Consider the following 17,296-nt stretch of genomic DNA (forward strand, 5'->3'; position numbering starts at 1 on the left):
GGGAATTTACAGATCCTCACCCTGTATTTAATCAGTAAAATGCAAAAGAGATAAGGGATAAAATAGTTCTATTGGGGGCGAAAAATGTAATATAGCGCACAAAAAAGGTTTTCTTTCAACTCCTTAGGAGACTTGAAAGAAAACCTGTGTTAGATATTGCGCAGAGAAGAGGGCGTATCTTACTGCCGCTGCTCCCCTCTCCCTTCCAAAGGCTGCCATCCATCCACGCCGGACAGAATCAGAGGTACAGTGTACTCGGCCGCTTCCTGTTCGGTCAGTATTTTGGCCCAAGGCACACGATCAGCAGCATATCCGGCACCAGGCCCGGCACTGTTATATTCCGCATACTGAACGGTCTGCTCTGCATCTGTCTTGTTCCAGTTGTGCCATCCCTCCCGCTTCACATGAGCGCCGATCCAGCAGTTCAGAAAACAGACTTTGGCATGATGACGCCACGGTCTGCCCAGATACACCGACTGCGGCGGAGCATTGCTGGTCAGATCACAGTCCAGAAACACATAGCCGTAACGCACATCCTCCGGCGTAGAGGCTGCGGTAATCCAGCCGTTCACTTGTCCATCCGCAGCCTCCGCTTCAGTCAGACGATTCTTCGTAAAGATCTCGCAGCCCTTAAACACCACCGTAGCCGAACCAAAAATAAAATCGATATCACCTTCGATGTAACAGTCCTCGAAATACTGCCGCAGTTTGCGCCGCTCGGCACCATCGCGTGGCCCGCCAAAATAACTGCGATCCATGGGCTGCTCCGGCAGCGGGCCGGTGAAGATCGTATCCTGGTGACCGATCAAACGACAGCGGCGAAAGACCGCCCGGTCTCCATCCACATAGACGGCCAGCGCCTGACCAACCTGCTTGCCCGGCCCGGCAGCATTTACGAAGGAAATTCCCTCTGCCGTGAAATCATCAGCACCAATGAAAGCCGTATAGGAATGAAACGTATGATATGGCGACCCGTCCGGGAACTTCTTGAGTGCATGATCATCATACGTAATGATCGTCTGCTCCGCCCCCTCACCAATCAGGTGGATGCCCAGCTTCTCCATATGCAACTTCTCATGATACACACCAGCCTTCACTCGAATTGGAACGGTTCCGATGCCATTCTCCGGCAGTGCATCAACTGCAGCCTGAATCGTCACATAATCGCCTGTCCCGTCTGAAGCAACCGTCAGACAGGGAGCCGATGATTCCAATGCTGTATTTGGCAATCTCTGCTGCGTCATGGCAATCGCTCCATTTCCAGCGCTGCCAGCAGAAGCGGAGCCACCCCCATAAAGGAATCGCTTACAACCGCTTCGCTTACATAGTAGTTGTACGATCCATCCCGATCCAGGCTTAGTCCTGCGCCATGACAGATCCCGTTTAACCGAACGCCGTCAGCCGTTTCCTCCACCAATCTGGACGAGAGTCCCTGCCATCCTTTCTCCGCTGCAGCTCTGAAATGCGGCTCCAGATAACGCAACCGCACACCCTTCGCAAGTGCATATACAAACATGCTTGACCCGGATGCTTCCAGATAGTTGCCTTTGCGGAAGCCCTGATCCAGCACCTGGAACCATAACCCGCTCTCCTGCTCCTGCACGCGTACCAAAGCATGACACATCCGTTCGAAGATGCCGATGATGGTGCCGCGCTTTGGATGATTCACGGGGAAATGCTCCACGCTGTCTACAATCGCCATGGCATACCAGCCCATCGCCCGGCTCCAGAAGTGTGGCGAGCACCCTGTCGATGAATCTGCCCAGACCTGTTCCTTCGATTCATCCCAGCCATGATAGAGCAGCCCAGTCCGCGGATCACGGGTCTGGCGTTCGATCAGCAGAATCTGATGTGCCACTTCATCCCATAACTCGGGACGATGAAATGTCTTCGCATACTCGGACAAAAAGGGAGCGGACATATACAGGCCGTCCAGCCACATCTGGAATGGATAGATTTTTTTGTGCCAGAAACCGCCCTCCGACGTGCGGGGTTGCCCTGCGAGCTGTGCTGCCAGGAGATGCGCCGCTTCGGCGTAACGCTGATCTTCAGCACCATCCAGTAATGCAAACAGGTTTTTCCCCTGATTAATCTGATCCAGATTATATTCTTCCAAAGTATAGGTGCCAATAGAGCCATCCGGCTGGATATACAGGTCCATATGTTTTTTCATAAAATCAACATACTCTTGTTTGCCATAATACTGTCCGGTTCGTGCCATCGCCATCAAGGTCATGCCTTCCACGTATGCCCATCGTCCCGAAGGGAACGCATGATAACCGTCCCCGTCACATTGCTGGATGATCGTTGCTGCAATTCGCTCAGACCAGGATAACTGTGTCTGTACCTGCATAAGCAATTCCTCCTTGAATGTTGTACTCACCTAATACATGTATGACTAACGGCTGTTGAATTGCGAAGGTTCAGCTTAGGCTGAATGACTACCGGAACGTCGACCTGTTCATCACGGATTAACGATACAATCAACTCTGCTGCCTGCACGGCCAGTTCATCCAGAGACGGGCCAATCGTTGTCAAGGCTACTTCGGCATACTGCATATCCGGCAGATCATCATACCCAATTAACGAGATATCGCGTGGAACACTGTAACCTGCCTCAAGCAAAGCCCGGAGTGCCCCTCGGGTGACCAGATTGTTCAGTCCAATAAAAGCTGTTGGCGACTCCGGCCCAAACGCATGATTACGTATGGCAAAATACCCGTCCTCCCAAGAGGAATACGCAGGCAGCACATGATCTTCGTTAAAAGCCAGACCCGTACGCTGCAACGCTTCCCGGTATCCCTCCAGCTTGACGTGCTGGGAGTTGCCGATGAATCCGATTCGGCTGTGGCCCAGCGATTTTAGATGCTCCACTGCTTTGAACAGCCCTTCTTTGCGATCAATCTTGATATAAGGAGAGTTCGGCGCTTCATCTGTACCCAGCACAAAACATGGCATGTTGAGTGTTGCGAACTTTTTCCAGAACATCTCCCGATTGTCCAGTGCATAGTCCCACAGAATACATCCGTCCACACGCAGCTGGCTGAAGACATCCACGCCATCATCCGCCACAACCAGGATCATCTGATATCCCCGCTTCTTTAGCTCGGTGTGCAGGCGGCCGGAGATGTTCGAGAATAACGGATTGCTCAGCTCATCCAGTACAAAACCGATGATGTTGCTTCTGCCGGTGGAGAGCTGCCGGGCCAACATATTTTTCCGATATTGATGTTTCTCCGCGACCGCAAGCACCTTCTGCTTTGTTGTCGGTTTGATTCGGGGATCATCATTCAGCGCCTTCGATACTGTGCTATAGCTCACCCCCGCCAGTTTGGCTATATCTTTAATGGTTATCAAAATCAATCAACACCTCTCATACGCCTAAAACCCTAATTTCCTATTTCTGTGCAGATTTATAACGATCATATTGTGCCTGTCTGCCCGCAATAACCTGCTCTATATTCATCTTCTTCAACGTCTCAATATAACTGTCAAACTGGTCCAGACTGGCGTCACCGCTAATAAACTTAAAGTTCATCTCTTCCACATATGTGGTGATGTCAGGCATCGCCATGCTTTCCACGCTCGCTTCATCCGGCAGGGCATAGACAAACGGGAACGGTTCGCGCACATACGGCTCCAGTTCTTTATCCATCTTCGCATGCCAAGGTGCTACGACGGAATCGGCAGAATCAGTGGATTGGATGTTCGGCAGATTCACCGGGCCAATGCCAAGCTTCTGAATGTATTCATTGTCCTTGCCTTTGTCCGTGAATGTCTTCACGCCATTCTCTTCCGTATACGTGTCATCCTTAATGCCCCACGTATAATACGTCTGTGCTTCCTCACTTACGGCATAGTCCAGGAAGCGGAAAGCAAGTTCCGGATTTTTACTATCACGTGTAATGCCAAAGATGCCACTCACTGGTGTACGTCCTACATAGAACTGATCCCCATGCGGTCCTTTCAGTGGTAAAATGCCTTTGATGATTGGCTCTTCTGGATTGTAATCCTTGAACAACGGACTGTAGACCATTGACATATACCAGCTAAAATTAAACGTTGCTCCCGTCACATCCTGAGAGATGCGCGACGTGACCTGATCACTCGTAGTACTTGCATAATCCACCCCAAGCAGACCTTCCTTGTACAGTCCGTTCAGATAGGTCAAGTACTCCTTGTAGGCAGGCTCATAATAGCTGAAATGTACTTTTCCCTGATCGTCTGCATAAAACTGGTTGGACAGATCAAGTCCAAACGCGGGGCCAAAGGCCATGGACACAAATTTGGCTTCCATGGACAGCGGAATCTCATCGGCTTTTCCGTTGCCGTTCGGGTCATCTGTCTTGAATTTGCGCAGCATCGCCGTGAATTCATCCAGCGTGGTCGGCTCGCTTAATCCCAGCTTATCAAGCCAGCGCACATTGACCATAAATACCGGCATGTAGTTGCGGGTTAACGTCTGCTGCGGGATATAATACATTTTACCATCTGGCGTTGTTAAACTGGCTTTAACCGAAGGTGACTTTTCATATATTTTTTTGAGATTCACGCCGTACTTCTCCACCAGATCATTAATCGGAATGAATAGACCACTGTTAATGTACTTCATCAGCTGATCCTGATCCGGCAGGTACACGATATCGGGCAAGCCGGTACCAGCAGCCAGTCTCGGATTTACGGCATCCGCATAGTTCTGCGGCGGAATCAGATCCCAATCCACCGTCACACCGGCGTTGCTCTCAATTTTCTTCACGATGGCTGCGGTGGACAAGTCCACATTGGTCGTCCAAGCGTTGGTGCCGAGAATAGACAACTTGGCATCCGGCTGATCCGTCACCGGCCCTGCTCCGGTATAATTGAAGGCTGGCTCCGAACTGGACGGGGTGCTCCCCGCATCGGTTCCCGCCCCTGTTCCGCCGCTACATCCCGCCAGGCTGATCGCCAGTATCGCTGCGATTACACTTTTTCTTCCTGCCCCTTTAAATCTCATCCATCATTCCTCCTTGGTATGAACCATTTTGAACTCCCTTGAATGACATAACACTTAAGTAAGTAAAGCTATCCTTTCACGGCTCCGAGGGTGATCCCCTTAACGAAGTACCGTTGGATAAACGGGTAGATCGTAACAATAGGCAGAATGCTGACCACAATGGATACATAACGAACCTGAAGGGAGGAGACCGCCAGCGCACCAGATGTCATCGTACCGCCCATCTTCTGCATCACTTCCGGCGAAGCCATGATCAGCACTCTTCGCAGGAACATCTGTAAGGGCTGCATATCCTGTTTGCCCAGATATAATAAGGCCGTGAAAAAGTTGTTCCAGTGGAATACCGCATAGTACAGCGTGAGCACAGCCAGTGTTGGCTTAATGATCGGAACCGCCAGACGATACAGCATCGTCATCTCGTTGGCCCCGTCTATACTGGCACTTTCGAAAATTTCATTCGGAATGCCTTCGAACGCCGAGCGGCAGATCATGACGTTAAACGTAATCACCAGCACAGGCAGCACCATAACCCATCGGGTGTTGTACAGCCCAAGCGAGGTAATCAGCATGTAGACCGGAATGAGTCCACCCGAGAAATACATGGTGAAGGCGATGAAGAAATTCAGCTTGCGACGTAAGAAAAACTGCTGTCTGGATAATGGAAACGCGGCAAGACATGTTGCCACAATGTTCAACAGTGTGCCTACCACGGTGTACCAGAGGGTGTTGTAGAACGAAACCCACAACTCCTTGTATTGCAGTACCATTTGGTAACCTGACAGGGTAAATCCAACGGGCCACAATACAACTTTTTGTTTGTCGATGGCATCCACCGAGCTGAATGAAATGCTAATGACGTACAGAAAGGGATACAACGTGACAACAACCGCCAGTATGGTCAGCAGGTAGACACATCCGTAGAACAAACGGTCACTTTTCGATTTTTGCATACAGGTCTCCTTTGGTCCGGGGTATAGTCTTACCAGAGTGACATCTTGGTCAGGCGGCGGGTCATGGAATTGGCAGCAAAAACAAGGATAAAGGTGATGATGGAGTTGAACAGGCCGACCGCTGTGGCGAAGCCGTAATTCTGGCCCTCAATCCCCATCCGGTATACATAGGTGGACAAAACATCAGCCGTTTCGTAGGTGGCTCCGTTGTAGAGCAGATATACTTTCTCGAAACCTACACTCATAATGCCGCCAAGCGACAGAAGCAGAAGAATGACGATGGTTGGTTTGATACTGGGTAGGGTCAGGTGCCATAGCTCCTGGAATTTGTTGACGCCATCAATTTTGCCGGAATCATACATCTCGGGGTCGATCCCCATAATGGCTGCAATGTAGATGATGGAGCTGAAGCCAAAACTTTGCCAGATGTCGGAACTCGTGAAGATGGTACGGAACCAGCTCGCATCCATCATGAAGTTCACTTTTTCCATGCCAAGACTCGCGATGAGGGTGTTCACAATACCGTCTGTTGGTGACAGGAAGTTAATAATCATGCCAGCTACAACAACAGTGGAGATGAAGTGAGGAAGGTACGTAACGGTCTGGGCAAATCGCTTGAATGTCCGGTTCTTGATCTCCACGATGCAGACAGCGAATAAAATCGGAATGGAGAAACCAAACAGGAGCGGCAGGAAGGCGAGCAAAAATGTGTTACGCAGCAGTCGCCAGAAGTAAATGGAATTCACAAACTGTTCGAACCAGCGCAGTCCCACCCACTCCCCGCTGAGCATGCCCTGCCCTGGCAAGAAATTACGAAATGCCAATAATACGCCAGGCATCGGAAGGTACATGAAGATGAGGTAATACAGAAAGATAGGCGAAAACATCAGTAGCAAATATTTATCCCGTCTGATCAGGCTGAACAGCGTGGACATGCGTTTTTTCAACGTGAGACACTCCCCTTCGCTACATAATTACAACGTTTGAATTTTTGAATAAAAAAAGAACTGTCATTTCTCTGACGCATTTGTTATTCATCTCATTCACATTGTGTAACAACCTATATAATTCTGCTTATTAACGAGATAATGACTTGAAATAGTCCTCCTACACCGTATTTCTTTCTTTTAAATACTTGCCATAACCATAATTACAACGTTGTAATTTAAATCTAAATGTATACGCTTACATAAACTTTTTCCCATCTTAGCAAAGTCTTCAATGTTTGGCAACAACAAAAATCAGTGTCATGTTAAAACGTACTAAATACAGTCTCGCATACGCGAGACTGCCCATAGAAATCTACACATGATTCCGATATTCCATCGGTGTCATCACATACACTCGCTGAAAGGCTCTGTAAAACTGACTGACGCTGGAAAATCCAAGTTCATAACTGATTGTGGTCACTGAATCCGTTGTAAGGCGGAGCCTCCTGGACGCTTCTTCTACGCGCAAATTCAGCAAATATTGATACGGTGTTGTTCCCGTATGAGCCTTGAAAGAACGCATAAAATGATACCGGCTCTGATGCGCGACCATCGCCATCGAATCAATATCCATTGGACCTGTGTAGGCACTGTGAATGTAATCCAGCACTCGTTGGAGATGAGGGTCAATGAATGTACCGGGATTTACAGTCCTTTTTCCATTTTCCTGCCCCGTCAACATACGTCTTAGATACGTCTCAACCGCCATTTCTGTTTCCTGCACTTGCAGCATTTCGGGCACATCATCTAACAAAATGGAATTCCAGCCACGAAACAGACTGCTGATCTCAGCAGGATCAAAAGTCTGGGTAGGTCGAAACTCAGCTCGCCCCCCTCTTGACTCCACACCTTCGAAACTGCCTAATGGCGGTTTACGGAACTTAATCACAATGACAGCCGAATCCGACCCTATCTCAAAATAATGCTCAGTCTGGGGATGAGCAATAATCCCTATGCCTGCTTTTAGCGGGTATACATGCCGTTCCTGTACCAGATGACATTGGCCTCTGACCGGCAGCGTTAGCTGATACCAGTCGTCATGTACATGCGGCTCATTTGTGAACCCTCCGGTAGCTTTCCATAATTCCAACCCATTTAGCGTCATGTTTAATTCCATCGTTTGCTCACCTGCTGACATTATAGCAAATCGTGCTCACTTTCCAAGCACTTTTCACAAAGACATGATCTGCCCCCATCTTTTATCATTGAAAAAAATAATTCGAGGTGATCTCCCATGGCTCAGGCCACTTTAAGCAAAATGCAAATCAACTCCTCCGCCAATTGGGCACTTGCCGGAGTCAGCTTCGCCCATCTGCTGAATGATGCGATGCAGACGGTGGTTCCGTCTGCTTTCCCACTATTCCAGCAGACCATGCAGCTCAGTTTCGCCCAGATGGGATGGATTGCCTTCACCCTGAATATTACCGCATCCGTCCTTCAGCCACTGGTCGGTTATATGTCAGACCGTAAGCCCATGCCGATCCTGCTTCCCGGAGGCATGTTATTCTCCCTGATTGGTGTTCTCGGCTTAGCCTTGTCTTCCGAGTTATGGATGCTGCTTGTTTCGGCAGCATTGATTGGCATAGGCTCATCCATCCTCCACCCCGAATCCTCACGCGTGGCTCATATGGCAGCCGGCCGTGGACGCGGAATGGCGCAGTCGATCTTCCAGGTGGGAGGCAACACAGGACAGGCTATTGCTCCATTACTGGTCGCCTTCATCCTGCTGCCACATGGACAGCGAAGTTTTCTATGGCTAATGGGCTTTGCCCTGATCGGCATCTTCATTCAGTCTATGGTCAGTCGTTGGTACAGAGACAAGCTTGCCGAGACTCACATTCGTCAGCAACGCCCTCTAAAATCAAGTGGCGCAGAGCCAGCAGCTCGACCTGTGAGCAGGGGATTCATCGCTTTTACAATGGGAATTCTCATCCTGCTACTGTTCTCCAAATTCGTATATATTGCAGGCATGACCGGGTACTACGCCTTCTATTATGCCGATGCATATGACTTGCCGCTCTCCCAGGCACAGATCTGTCTATTTGTTCTGCAATTTGCAGGCATGGTCGGAACCTTGCTCGGTGGCCCACTCGCTGATCGCTATGGACGCAAACCGATGATCTGGTTCTCCATTGCAGGTACTGCACCGTTTTCACTGCTGCTACCTTATGCAGGACCCGTCCTGTCCATGGTGTTGTGTGGAATGATTGGACTCATCCTGATGTCCGGCTTCAGCGTCATCATTGTTTATGCACAGGAATTGCTTCCTCGTCATATTGGAACGGTATCCGGATTGTTTTTTGGCCTGTCGTTCGGAATGGCTGGACTGGGCTCGGTTGTGTTAGGTTCCTTAATTGACGTGACCAGCATTTCGTTTGTTATCAAGTTATGTTCGTTTTTGCCACTGCTTGGTGTGTGTGCTGTATTTCTGCGCAAGGATCAACCAAGAACAGCGTGATGACCGTTGAAACCTCTTTCGTTTTGTGACTACAATACACCTAGGACAATTGAGGATATCAGAAGGAAGGAATAACGCATGATTATTGATATACAGCATGTCACTTGGAAAAGGGGACCACTTACCCTGCTGAACAATGTAAGTTGGCAGGTTAATGACGGTGAGCACTGGGCGTTACTTGGCCTGAATGGCTCCGGCAAAACAACACTCCTGAACATGATCACCGGGTATCTCTGGCCGACCGAAGGCAGGATATCCGTGTTAGGCCATGAATATGGTGATGTGGATCTGAGACAGCTTCGCAAATCCATCGGCTGGGTCAGTTCATCTCTGCAAGAGAAATTGCATGGCACAGACCGCACGCAGTATGTTGTGATCAGCGGCAAACATGCCACCATTGGCTTGTATGACAAGTTATCAGATGATGATCTGGATCAGGCACAGGAATTGATGCAAACGCTGGGCTGTCAGCACCTGTGGGATCGCGAATATCGCACCTGTTCTCAAGGGGAGAAACAGAAACTTCTCATTGCCCGAGCACTGATGGCCAATCCGCGCGTACTTATTCTGGACGAGCCTTGCAATGGACTGGATCTGTTCTCAAGAGAACGACTGCTGGAGAGTATTCGTGAATTGTCCCAGCGACCGGATACCCCTTCGCTCATCTATGTCACCCATCATACCGAGGAAATATTGCCTGTATTCAGTCACAGCCTTTTACTGCGCCGGGGCGAAGTCGTCCGTAGTGGATTAACTGGCGATCTGATGAATACGGAAGTGCTGAGCAACTTTTTCGAGGCATCTGTGGAAGTCGATCGACATGGGGAACGTGTCTATGTCAGAGCAGCGGCGGATTCATAATTGCGGGGTTATACACAGCAAATGTAACATAGGTGAAGAAACTTACCAGTAAAAGCCCGATATCTTATCCACATGTGGATAGATTTCGGGCTTTTTACTCCTATATCTAGTGTTATCCACCGTTTTCTGTGTAGAACTTTCTAATTTATGAGTATAACTTAGTTATGCCCTTCTATTTATCTATACACTTTATCACTGTCTACTTCCGGGCACTTAAAAACAGAAACAATGGAATACGCTGCCTGCGTAGATAGGTTTCCTCGTTTACAAAATAGGCACGCTGTGGTGCTGACTCGCGCAAATGTTCTACATGGAATCCTGCCCGCTGCAATGCCATATAGTATGATTCAATGGACCGATGCATCTTTTTCACAGAACCGCCCAGCCACTGCTGCTCCCGATATCCTTCTACAAAATACTGATCAACCACCCAATCCGTTCGTGTGCCGGAGGGTTGCAGTGTAGACGTGATCACAGGATGTTCTACCGAGAATACAAATGTCCCGTTCTCTTTCAACGTATTGTATATGTTGTGGAACAGGCTCTCCACATCTTCAATATAGTGAACAGCCAGTCTCGATATAACCAGATCGTACACGCCGGCCGGGTAGGTCCAATCTTCCATGAACGCTTGCTCAATCCGGGCATTTAATCCTTTTACTGATGTGTTAGCTGCCTGAATCATATTCACAGAACCTTCAATTCCCGTATATGTTGTACCTTCGCGCTCCCTACTCAGCAATTCTGCGGCGAACCTTGCATCTCCACAACCAAGGTCCAGAATATTCTTGCCAGCAACATCTCCGATTAACTCCAGCATCACAGGCTTCTCCAATGTATCATTGGCGTTCTCCTGCCACTTGCGACGTTCCATATACTTCTCAAAGTTCGCCTCATCATCGTAAAAGTCCGATCCTCTGTCCTTCATTCCGTGACCCTCCATTTCGGATAAGCATGCTCCCTATTTACAGCCTGTAAGAGTATACAGAATATGGATGGGTCTGGCTATAACAAAAAGGCTGTTTACTGATATTGACCAGCAAATAGCCTTTCTTCCTTACACTAACCTATTTTTCGCCGCTTAGCCAAAACGTTCTGTTTTGTACCATTTGCTTTCGCGCTTGCGAATCTTGTCCATGATCAAGGAGTAGAATGCCTTAATCGAGATCAGGATGAACAGCTGCGCATACGTGAAGTAGGACACGCAGGCATAGATGAAATTACGGGTATTGCTCTGTCCAATATCTGCGGCAAGTGCCAGATTGATCTGTAACACGTAAATAAAGTACATGAGCGCCCAACCAATGACCAGGAACACATACGCATCGCCGGCAAACTGGAACGGTGAACTTACATCTGGTTTAAATATGGCAATGACCTGATAGACCAGATTCACGAGAAATATAATATCCGATACAATGATCGCAAGCATAAACCAGAAATAACTGACGGCATAATAGATGACCAGCAACTTATTACGCCAACTGGAACGGTTAAACAGGTTATGGATATTATCCAGTACCACCTGGTAGTTCCCCTTGGCCCAGCGTTCGCGCTGCTTCATATATACACTCAGCTGTTCCGGCTCCTGCTGATAGGCTTCGGCTTGCGGCGCAAGCGCCACAAACTGTCCGCGATTCAAAATCTCGAATGACAAAGCCGTATCTTCTGTAATGGCTGTCACATCCCAGCCACCAATGTCCCGGATCAACTCGGTTTTGATAATGTAATTCGTGCCCGGGATGGAACCCAGCTGGAACAATTCCCACAGACCCGTGTGATACACACGTTGCGAAGTAATGATCTCCAGATTGATGCATTTGGAGAGGAAATTCTGTCCTCTGTTGCGTGCTTTGTTTCTGCCAAAAACCACGCCATATTGTTCAGGGTTCTCAAGCGATTTTTGCGTCAAAAACATTAATGCATTCCGTTCAGGTGCCGCATCTGCATCGAAGATACAGATCCAATCACCCGTGGCTATGTCCAGTCCGTCATTTAATGCCCCGGACTTGCCACCTGTTCCTTTTCGCTCCATTACCGTTACATTGCGATGCACATAACTGGTCTGACTGAGGAATGATCTCAGCTTCTCTGCAGTATCATCTGTACAGTTATCCGCGATCACGATGACCTGAACTTTATCCTCCGGATAATTCAGGCGCAGGATATGCTCTACCGTCGCAACAATGACCAGACCCTCGTTATGTGCAGGTACCATGACCGTGACTGTTGGATAATGATCCATATCTTCAGGGATCTGAATGCCTTTTTTGTCCTGTTTATTAATAAAACGAATGGCCCCAGCCATGATAACAATGGACTCGAATACGGCAATCCAGATGCTGAATATCGATAACAGCAGAATAAAATCAGTCAATTAATTTCCTCCGATCGTACTTGCGATTGACTTTTGACCGAAAACGAAGGGTAGCAATCGTTAGTAAAACGGTACATACGGCAAACATACAACTGACAGCGATACAGACAGGGATGAACCAGGACATATAATCCACAGCAAATCTCTCCTTCCTGTTCGTTAGATATATTCACCAATGAGATCCGTCTCTGTGTTCCGTTCCAGCGCCGCAATAACTGCATCGATATCCTTATACTTACTGAATTGTTCCTTATGGAATACCAGCGCACCAGTACGAATAACCGTCTGCAATTCATTTCCCCTTTTATCGATGATCTGCAGATCCATCATGGCTTTTTTGATCCGTTGTTTCAGAATGGGCATATACTCCGCGTTGGTCATCGGGCAGATAATGACAAACCTTCCCCGATCCACAAAAAATTTATAATCCTCAAACCGAATCTGCTTCTGTATGGTAGTGGATAGTTCAAGAAGGAACTGTGCATAGCGCACGGAACCGAGTGATTCCAATACCAACGGCAAAAACTCGATCTTGAACATCGCCATGCTGAATCCATATTGCTCCGAATAACGTCTGGCCAGATTACTTTGCTTAACAAGTGTATCCGCAAGGGCACCCTTATTACCCAGGGAGGTGTCCAGATCAATCTCCGGATTACGCCCCTTAAGCTCCTGCAGACGCTCTATGACACGCGCTCTACGCACAAGACTTGCCTTGATAAAGGCAGCCACAACCGCATTAGCCGGAATGAGCAACCACCATGAGAACGTAAGCACATTAACATCCGCGTAAGTAACAAGCCATACAAAATAAGCGACCAGATATATAAATCCGAGGACGACAGACACTCCGACAGGTATCACAAAACCCAGAATCAGCGCTCCAAGCGACAAGATGCTAAACACAAAATCCTGTGTGGTATAGCTCTGATTCATATAAATTTTAAGATAGACAGCGAGCTGCTGAATCACGGCTAATCCGATCAAACTGGCATATCCCCATGCAATACGACGGATGGGTGCTTTATTCCTCATCATAGGTTTATTCTCTCCAGTAGATTACTTCTTAAGTGAATTTTGTAATGCAGTCTCTCCAAGCAGAGGAAAAAGATTATCAAACAGATGTGTGTTACCGTCAAATACATATCCACCTGGATAACGAGAGTCCTGACCACGCAACGTAGTCATATGGTTATACAACTGTTTGGCCCATTTTGGATCACCTGAACGAACAGCGAGTAAGATGGCGAGGCCATATACCGAGGAAGATTCATAAGAGACGGCAGGTGTACGTGATTCTCGCTTATACTGTCCGGGCAGCTGATGCCGGGTGTTGAACTCCTTTTTCAAAAAAGAAATGAGCTTGTCCGGTTTACGGTCAGTTACCGTTAGATGATTCGCCACGATCAACTGGTCGATCAGATTCACCGTATCATCATACGTATATTTTTTATGGACCACATCGAAGGTCTTCGGATAGAACAATCCATCGTCAGGCATCTTCTTCAGCAAAGCTTCGTAATTAGCATAGGTTCCCGGTTCCACCATCTGGTGTTTTTCCATCAACTGAAGAGACGGGAGATCAACATAAACCAGGCTTAATGTATCTGTGGAATGACCACTCGCAAAATCGTGAAAATCCACATAATATCCTTTATTCCGAACCGATTGCAAAAGTGTACGGGATATTTCCGAAGCCGTTTCCAGCTTGGCTTCTCTTCCTTGTTTCCATTGATCTGCTGCCTTTAATAAAGCACCGACAATTCGAAAATCATCGCCAAGCGCGTTGGTAGTCACTTGGGATTCACCTTTGGCATCCAGCTTCCAGGCAATATATTTTTGCGGCATGAGGAAATAGGTGGTCAGCAGTTCATAGCTTTCCTCGAATAAGGTCTGATCATTCTTGGCTACAGCATATTGCATCCAAAGACCAAGTGATTCAGATAAAGCCTCTCTGCCTGCTACGATGTCCGCTCTCTCTGAGGTAGCATCTTGCAGATAAGTCGCAATTGTACCATTGGGATTAGTCATATGATCTTGAACAAAGGATACCGTAGGGGATGATTCATTCATCACGAACCGCTCCTTCACAAAAATAATTAACGCTGCCGTGATACCGACTGCCAATATGATCCACCACGTTAGCCTTTTCCGGTTCACCCGTTTCATGGCTCCCTCCTGCACTGATGCTTCTCTGGCATAATGGCTCTTCTCCTTTAGATAGGTTCGGCTAGAGTCTGGGATGGAGGGGTCAAGGATTGTTCCTCTGTTCATTCCGAAATATCCATGTAGGATCGTCGTCCACCCTTTTTGACAAATTTCCAGTCCACCTCGATATTATGGCGCATTCGACGGAGAAGCATGACAGCGGTCTCGATCTCTTCCTCCGTCAGACCATCCAGAGTCACCTGATCTGAATGTACGCCCTCTTTACGAATGAATTCCCATGCTTCAAGCCCAGCTTTGGTGGGATACAACACCTTATTCTTTTTATTACCCATTGCTGGCTGTTTAATAATAAATCCATCGGATTCGAGTTTGCTAATCGCTCTGGCCGCCGTTGTGCGATCTACTTTAATTAGTTCGGCAAGCTGATTCGGAATAATGCCCGGATTCTCACAGATTCGATACAGATATAGATATTGTCCACGGGACAGGTTCAGATGCTGAAACTCGACATTACTGATTGAATCCAGACAGCGGGCAATCATACCAATTTCACGCAGCACTTCTTTTTTCTCAGTCAACACACTCACGCCCCTATATAATTGTTGCATTCGCAACATAATTGATGGTATAACTACTGTTGAAAAGAACGAGATTCGTTCCACATTCCTGTTATGTACCAGTTTATCACGTCAGGATAACATTACGATCACCCAAAGGAGAAACATTCATGAATACAACGATTGTTGAAGTTAATAATCAGGAATTGCTCGATGCCTGCTTCGCCATTCGCACCGCTATTTTTGTTGAAGAACAAGGCGTACCCGCAGCGGATGAATTCGATGCTTATGATACATTAGACGCGGAGGCGCGCCACATTCTGCTCTACGTAGACGGAGTACCTGCTGCTTCCTCCAGACTGCGCATTGTGGAACAGGTCGCCAAATTGGAACGGATCTGTGTCATGCTCGATTACCGTAAACACGGCCTGGGCCGTGTGCTGATCGACAAGCTGGAGCAGATGGCTGTTGCTGATGGTCTGGAGAAAGCCAAGCTGCACGCACAGGTACAAGCTTCCGGGTTCTACGAACGTCTCGGATATGCACCTGCGTCGGAAGTATTTATGGAAGACGGCATTCCCCATCTGCTGATGACCAAAAAACTGAAATAATGACACTCCAAAAAACGCCTCCGTTATCACTTCTCAGTGATATACAGAGGCGTTTTGTATTCAGGCAACGCATTCGCGACCCAACAACGGTAAATGGCACGTATAGGCACCCATTAGAGCAACCAAGTATCCTAACTTTACTTGCCAGCTCCGCGTTGTATCTTATCCCAATGCCAGACGGTCTGGCTCAGATTCGGCAACGTTGTTCTTCATTTGTTTACTCCGCAACTGTCCGCAGGCAGCATCGATATCGGTACCATGTTCCATACGTACAGTGGAGTTGATGTTGTTCTTTTTGAGCGTATCATAGAAGCCCAGAATCGACTCTTCTGTACTCCGTTGATACTGACTGTGCTCATCCACCGGATTGTATGGGATCAGATTCACACTGACCATACTTCTGCGACTGGATAACAGTTCAGCGAGCTCCGCGGCATGCTCACGTTGATCGTTAACATCACGTAGCAGGATGTACTCAAACATGATGCGTTTGTTCGTTGTAGCCAGATAATAATCCACGGCATCCATCAATTGCTCAATCGGGAAAGCCCGGTTGATCTTCATGATGTGTGTGCGCAGTTCATTATTAGGTGCATGCAGAGAGATCGCCAGATTAACCTGCAGACTGCTGTCTGCAAATTCCTTGATCTTGTCCGGAAGGCCACTCGTGGACACAGTAATCCGTTTGGCGGCAAGTGCCAGTCCTTTGCGATCCTTAATGACTTCGATGAAATCACTCATGTGCTGGAAGTTGTCGAATGGTTCACCTATCCCCATCACAACCACGTTGGTTACCCGCTCGTCTTGACCTGCTGCATCCAGATGTCGCTGCACATGCATAATCTGTTCCACAATCTCTCCAGCGGTCAGGTCTCGGCTCTTCTTGATCAGGCCGCTCGCACAGAAGCTACAGCCGATATTACAGCCCACTTGTGTGGTCACACAGACGGTAAGTCCGTATTTTTGCCGCATCAATACCGTCTCAATCAGGTTGCCATCCTGCATCCGAAGCAGAAATTTCACGGTACCATCTGCCGATTCCTGCTTCACATGTTCGCTCAGCGAGTTCATTGTGAAATGCTCGGAGAGTACATCCAGACATTCCTGACGGACATCGGACATCGCGGGGAAATCGTGTACACGCTCTTGATATAACCATTCCCAGATCCGGGATGCACGGGATTTTTTCTGCCCATGCTCCGGCAGCCAGGAACGTAATTGCTCTAATGTTAATCCATATATGGATGATTTGTTCATTGTATAATCCTCTTTTCGCAAAAAAGCATATGGCTTATCGGTCCTACCCAAAAAACCTCTACTCCGTATTGTCC

At 48.0% G+C, this 17,296-nt stretch carries 16 protein-coding genes; 3 read left to right on the top strand and 13 right to left on the bottom strand.

What is annotated here, in order from left to right; genetic code table 11:
* Positions 1-179 precede the first annotated feature (179 nt).
* From MKY66_RS29100 to MKY66_RS29130, 7 genes are all read right to left on the bottom strand, one after another.
* On the bottom strand, positions 180-1,244 hold the full coding sequence (locus MKY66_RS29100) for a pectinesterase family protein (RefSeq protein WP_143760357.1): 1,065 nt from the start codon (positions 1,242-1,244) through the stop codon (positions 180-182).
* Positions 1,241-2,353: a glycoside hydrolase family 88 protein gene (locus MKY66_RS29105; RefSeq protein ID WP_076213879.1), complete on the bottom strand. Its 1,113-nt coding sequence runs from the start codon at positions 2,351-2,353 to the stop codon at positions 1,241-1,243. The genes MKY66_RS29100 and MKY66_RS29105 overlap by 4 nt, the downstream gene beginning before the upstream one ends.
* Before the next feature lie 26 nt (positions 2,354-2,379).
* Positions 2,380-3,357 carry a LacI family DNA-binding transcriptional regulator gene (locus tag MKY66_RS29110; RefSeq protein WP_076214002.1) on the bottom strand — a complete coding sequence of 326 codons (978 nt, stop codon included), beginning with the start codon at positions 3,355-3,357 and terminating at the stop codon, positions 2,380-2,382.
* 40 nt (positions 3,358-3,397) lie between these two features.
* Positions 3,398-4,993 (bottom strand): extracellular solute-binding protein, encoded by a 1,596-nt coding sequence (locus MKY66_RS29115; RefSeq protein ID WP_076213876.1) that lies wholly within the window; start codon positions 4,991-4,993, stop codon positions 3,398-3,400.
* Positions 4,994-5,061: 68 nt separating this feature from the next.
* Positions 5,062-5,943: a carbohydrate ABC transporter permease gene (locus MKY66_RS29120; protein WP_076213874.1), complete on the bottom strand. Its 882-nt coding sequence runs from the start codon at positions 5,941-5,943 to the stop codon at positions 5,062-5,064.
* 29 nt (positions 5,944-5,972) lie between these two features.
* Positions 5,973-6,878: an ABC transporter permease subunit gene (locus MKY66_RS29125; protein WP_047841090.1), complete on the bottom strand. Its 906-nt coding sequence runs from the start codon at positions 6,876-6,878 to the stop codon at positions 5,973-5,975.
* 367 nt (positions 6,879-7,245) lie between these two features.
* Positions 7,246-8,049: a helix-turn-helix domain-containing protein gene (locus MKY66_RS29130; RefSeq protein ID WP_076213871.1), complete on the bottom strand. Its 804-nt coding sequence runs from the start codon at positions 8,047-8,049 to the stop codon at positions 7,246-7,248.
* Between the two features lie 117 nt (positions 8,050-8,166).
* Here MKY66_RS29130 and MKY66_RS29135 point away from each other — a divergent pair, with 117 nt between their 5' ends.
* Together MKY66_RS29135 and MKY66_RS29140 are read left to right on the top strand one after the other, a co-directional pair.
* Entirely contained in the window at positions 8,167-9,390 is a 1,224-nt protein-coding gene (locus MKY66_RS29135) for an MFS transporter (protein ID WP_076213869.1), read from the top strand.
* A 78-nt stretch (positions 9,391-9,468) separates the two neighbouring features.
* The gene (locus MKY66_RS29140) at positions 9,469-10,251 is read left to right on the top strand and encodes an ABC transporter ATP-binding protein (RefSeq protein WP_076213866.1); all 783 of its coding nucleotides are present in this window, start codon (positions 9,469-9,471) and stop codon (positions 10,249-10,251) included.
* Between the two features lie 199 nt (positions 10,252-10,450).
* Here MKY66_RS29140 and MKY66_RS29145 read toward each other — a convergent pair whose 3' ends face one another.
* From MKY66_RS29145 to MKY66_RS29165, 5 genes are all read right to left on the bottom strand, one after another.
* Positions 10,451-11,179 (bottom strand): class I SAM-dependent methyltransferase, encoded by a 729-nt coding sequence (locus tag MKY66_RS29145; RefSeq protein ID WP_076213863.1) that lies wholly within the window; start codon positions 11,177-11,179, stop codon positions 10,451-10,453.
* Positions 11,180-11,332: 153 nt separating this feature from the next.
* Complete coding sequence (locus MKY66_RS29150; protein ID WP_076213846.1) at positions 11,333-12,628, bottom strand: glycosyltransferase; 1,296 nt, start codon at positions 12,626-12,628, stop codon at positions 11,333-11,335.
* Between the two features lie 159 nt (positions 12,629-12,787).
* Positions 12,788-13,663 (bottom strand): diguanylate cyclase, encoded by an 876-nt coding sequence (locus tag MKY66_RS29155; protein WP_076213999.1) that lies wholly within the window; start codon positions 13,661-13,663, stop codon positions 12,788-12,790.
* 24 nt (positions 13,664-13,687) lie between these two features.
* Entirely contained in the window at positions 13,688-14,902 is a 1,215-nt protein-coding gene (locus MKY66_RS29160; protein ID WP_339806571.1) for a glycosyl hydrolase family 8, read from the bottom strand.
* Entirely contained in the window at positions 14,899-15,339 is a 441-nt protein-coding gene (locus tag MKY66_RS29165) for a MarR family transcriptional regulator (protein WP_339807184.1), read from the bottom strand. The genes MKY66_RS29160 and MKY66_RS29165 overlap by 4 nt, the downstream gene beginning before the upstream one ends.
* Positions 15,340-15,524: 185 nt before the next feature.
* On the opposite strand from MKY66_RS29165, the gene MKY66_RS29170 reads away from it, so the two are divergent.
* Positions 15,525-15,965 (top strand): GNAT family N-acetyltransferase, encoded by a 441-nt coding sequence (locus tag MKY66_RS29170; protein ID WP_017691597.1) that lies wholly within the window; start codon positions 15,525-15,527, stop codon positions 15,963-15,965.
* Between the two features lie 162 nt (positions 15,966-16,127).
* Here the strand turns inward: MKY66_RS29170 and rlmN are convergent, their stop codons facing one another.
* Positions 16,128-17,222 (bottom strand): 23S rRNA (adenine(2503)-C(2))-methyltransferase RlmN, encoded by a 1,095-nt coding sequence (gene rlmN / locus MKY66_RS29175; protein ID WP_076213841.1) that lies wholly within the window; start codon positions 17,220-17,222, stop codon positions 16,128-16,130.
* Between the last annotated feature and the right edge of the window lie 74 nt (positions 17,223-17,296).

This window comes from Paenibacillus sp. FSL R5-0766, assembly GCF_037971845.1.
In the GTDB taxonomy this organism is placed as follows: Bacteria; Bacillota; Bacilli; order Paenibacillales; family Paenibacillaceae; genus Paenibacillus.

Coding starts and splice junctions, on each gene's coding strand:
- MKY66_RS29100 (WP_143760357.1), bottom strand. CDS start 1,244: ATGACGCAGCAGAGATTGCCAAATACAGCATTGGAATCATCGGCTCCC.
- MKY66_RS29105 (WP_076213879.1), bottom strand. CDS start 2,353: ATGCAGGTACAGACACAGTTATCCTGGTCTGAGCGAATTGCAGCAACG.
- MKY66_RS29115 (WP_076213876.1), bottom strand. CDS start 4,993: ATGAGATTTAAAGGGGCAGGAAGAAAAAGTGTAATCGCAGCGATACTG.
- MKY66_RS29120 (WP_076213874.1), bottom strand. CDS start 5,943: ATGCAAAAATCGAAAAGTGACCGTTTGTTCTACGGATGTGTCTACCTG.
- MKY66_RS29125 (WP_047841090.1), bottom strand. CDS start 6,878: ATGTCCACGCTGTTCAGCCTGATCAGACGGGATAAATATTTGCTACTG.
- MKY66_RS29130 (WP_076213871.1), bottom strand. CDS start 8,049: ATGGAATTAAACATGACGCTAAATGGGTTGGAATTATGGAAAGCTACC.
- MKY66_RS29135 (WP_076213869.1), top strand. CDS start 8,167: ATGGCTCAGGCCACTTTAAGCAAAATGCAAATCAACTCCTCCGCCAAT.
- MKY66_RS29140 (WP_076213866.1), top strand. CDS start 9,469: ATGATTATTGATATACAGCATGTCACTTGGAAAAGGGGACCACTTACC.
- MKY66_RS29145 (WP_076213863.1), bottom strand. CDS start 11,179: ATGAAGGACAGAGGATCGGACTTTTACGATGATGAGGCGAACTTTGAG.
- MKY66_RS29155 (WP_076213999.1), bottom strand. CDS start 13,663: ATGAGGAATAAAGCACCCATCCGTCGTATTGCATGGGGATATGCCAGT.
- MKY66_RS29160 (WP_339806571.1), bottom strand. CDS start 14,902: ATGAACAGAGGAACAATCCTTGACCCCTCCATCCCAGACTCTAGCCGA.
- MKY66_RS29165 (WP_339807184.1), bottom strand. CDS start 15,339: ATGATTGCCCGCTGTCTGGATTCAATCAGTAATGTCGAGTTTCAGCAT.
- MKY66_RS29170 (WP_017691597.1), top strand. CDS start 15,525: ATGAATACAACGATTGTTGAAGTTAATAATCAGGAATTGCTCGATGCC.
- rlmN (WP_076213841.1), bottom strand. CDS start 17,222: ATGAACAAATCATCCATATATGGATTAACATTAGAGCAATTACGTTCC.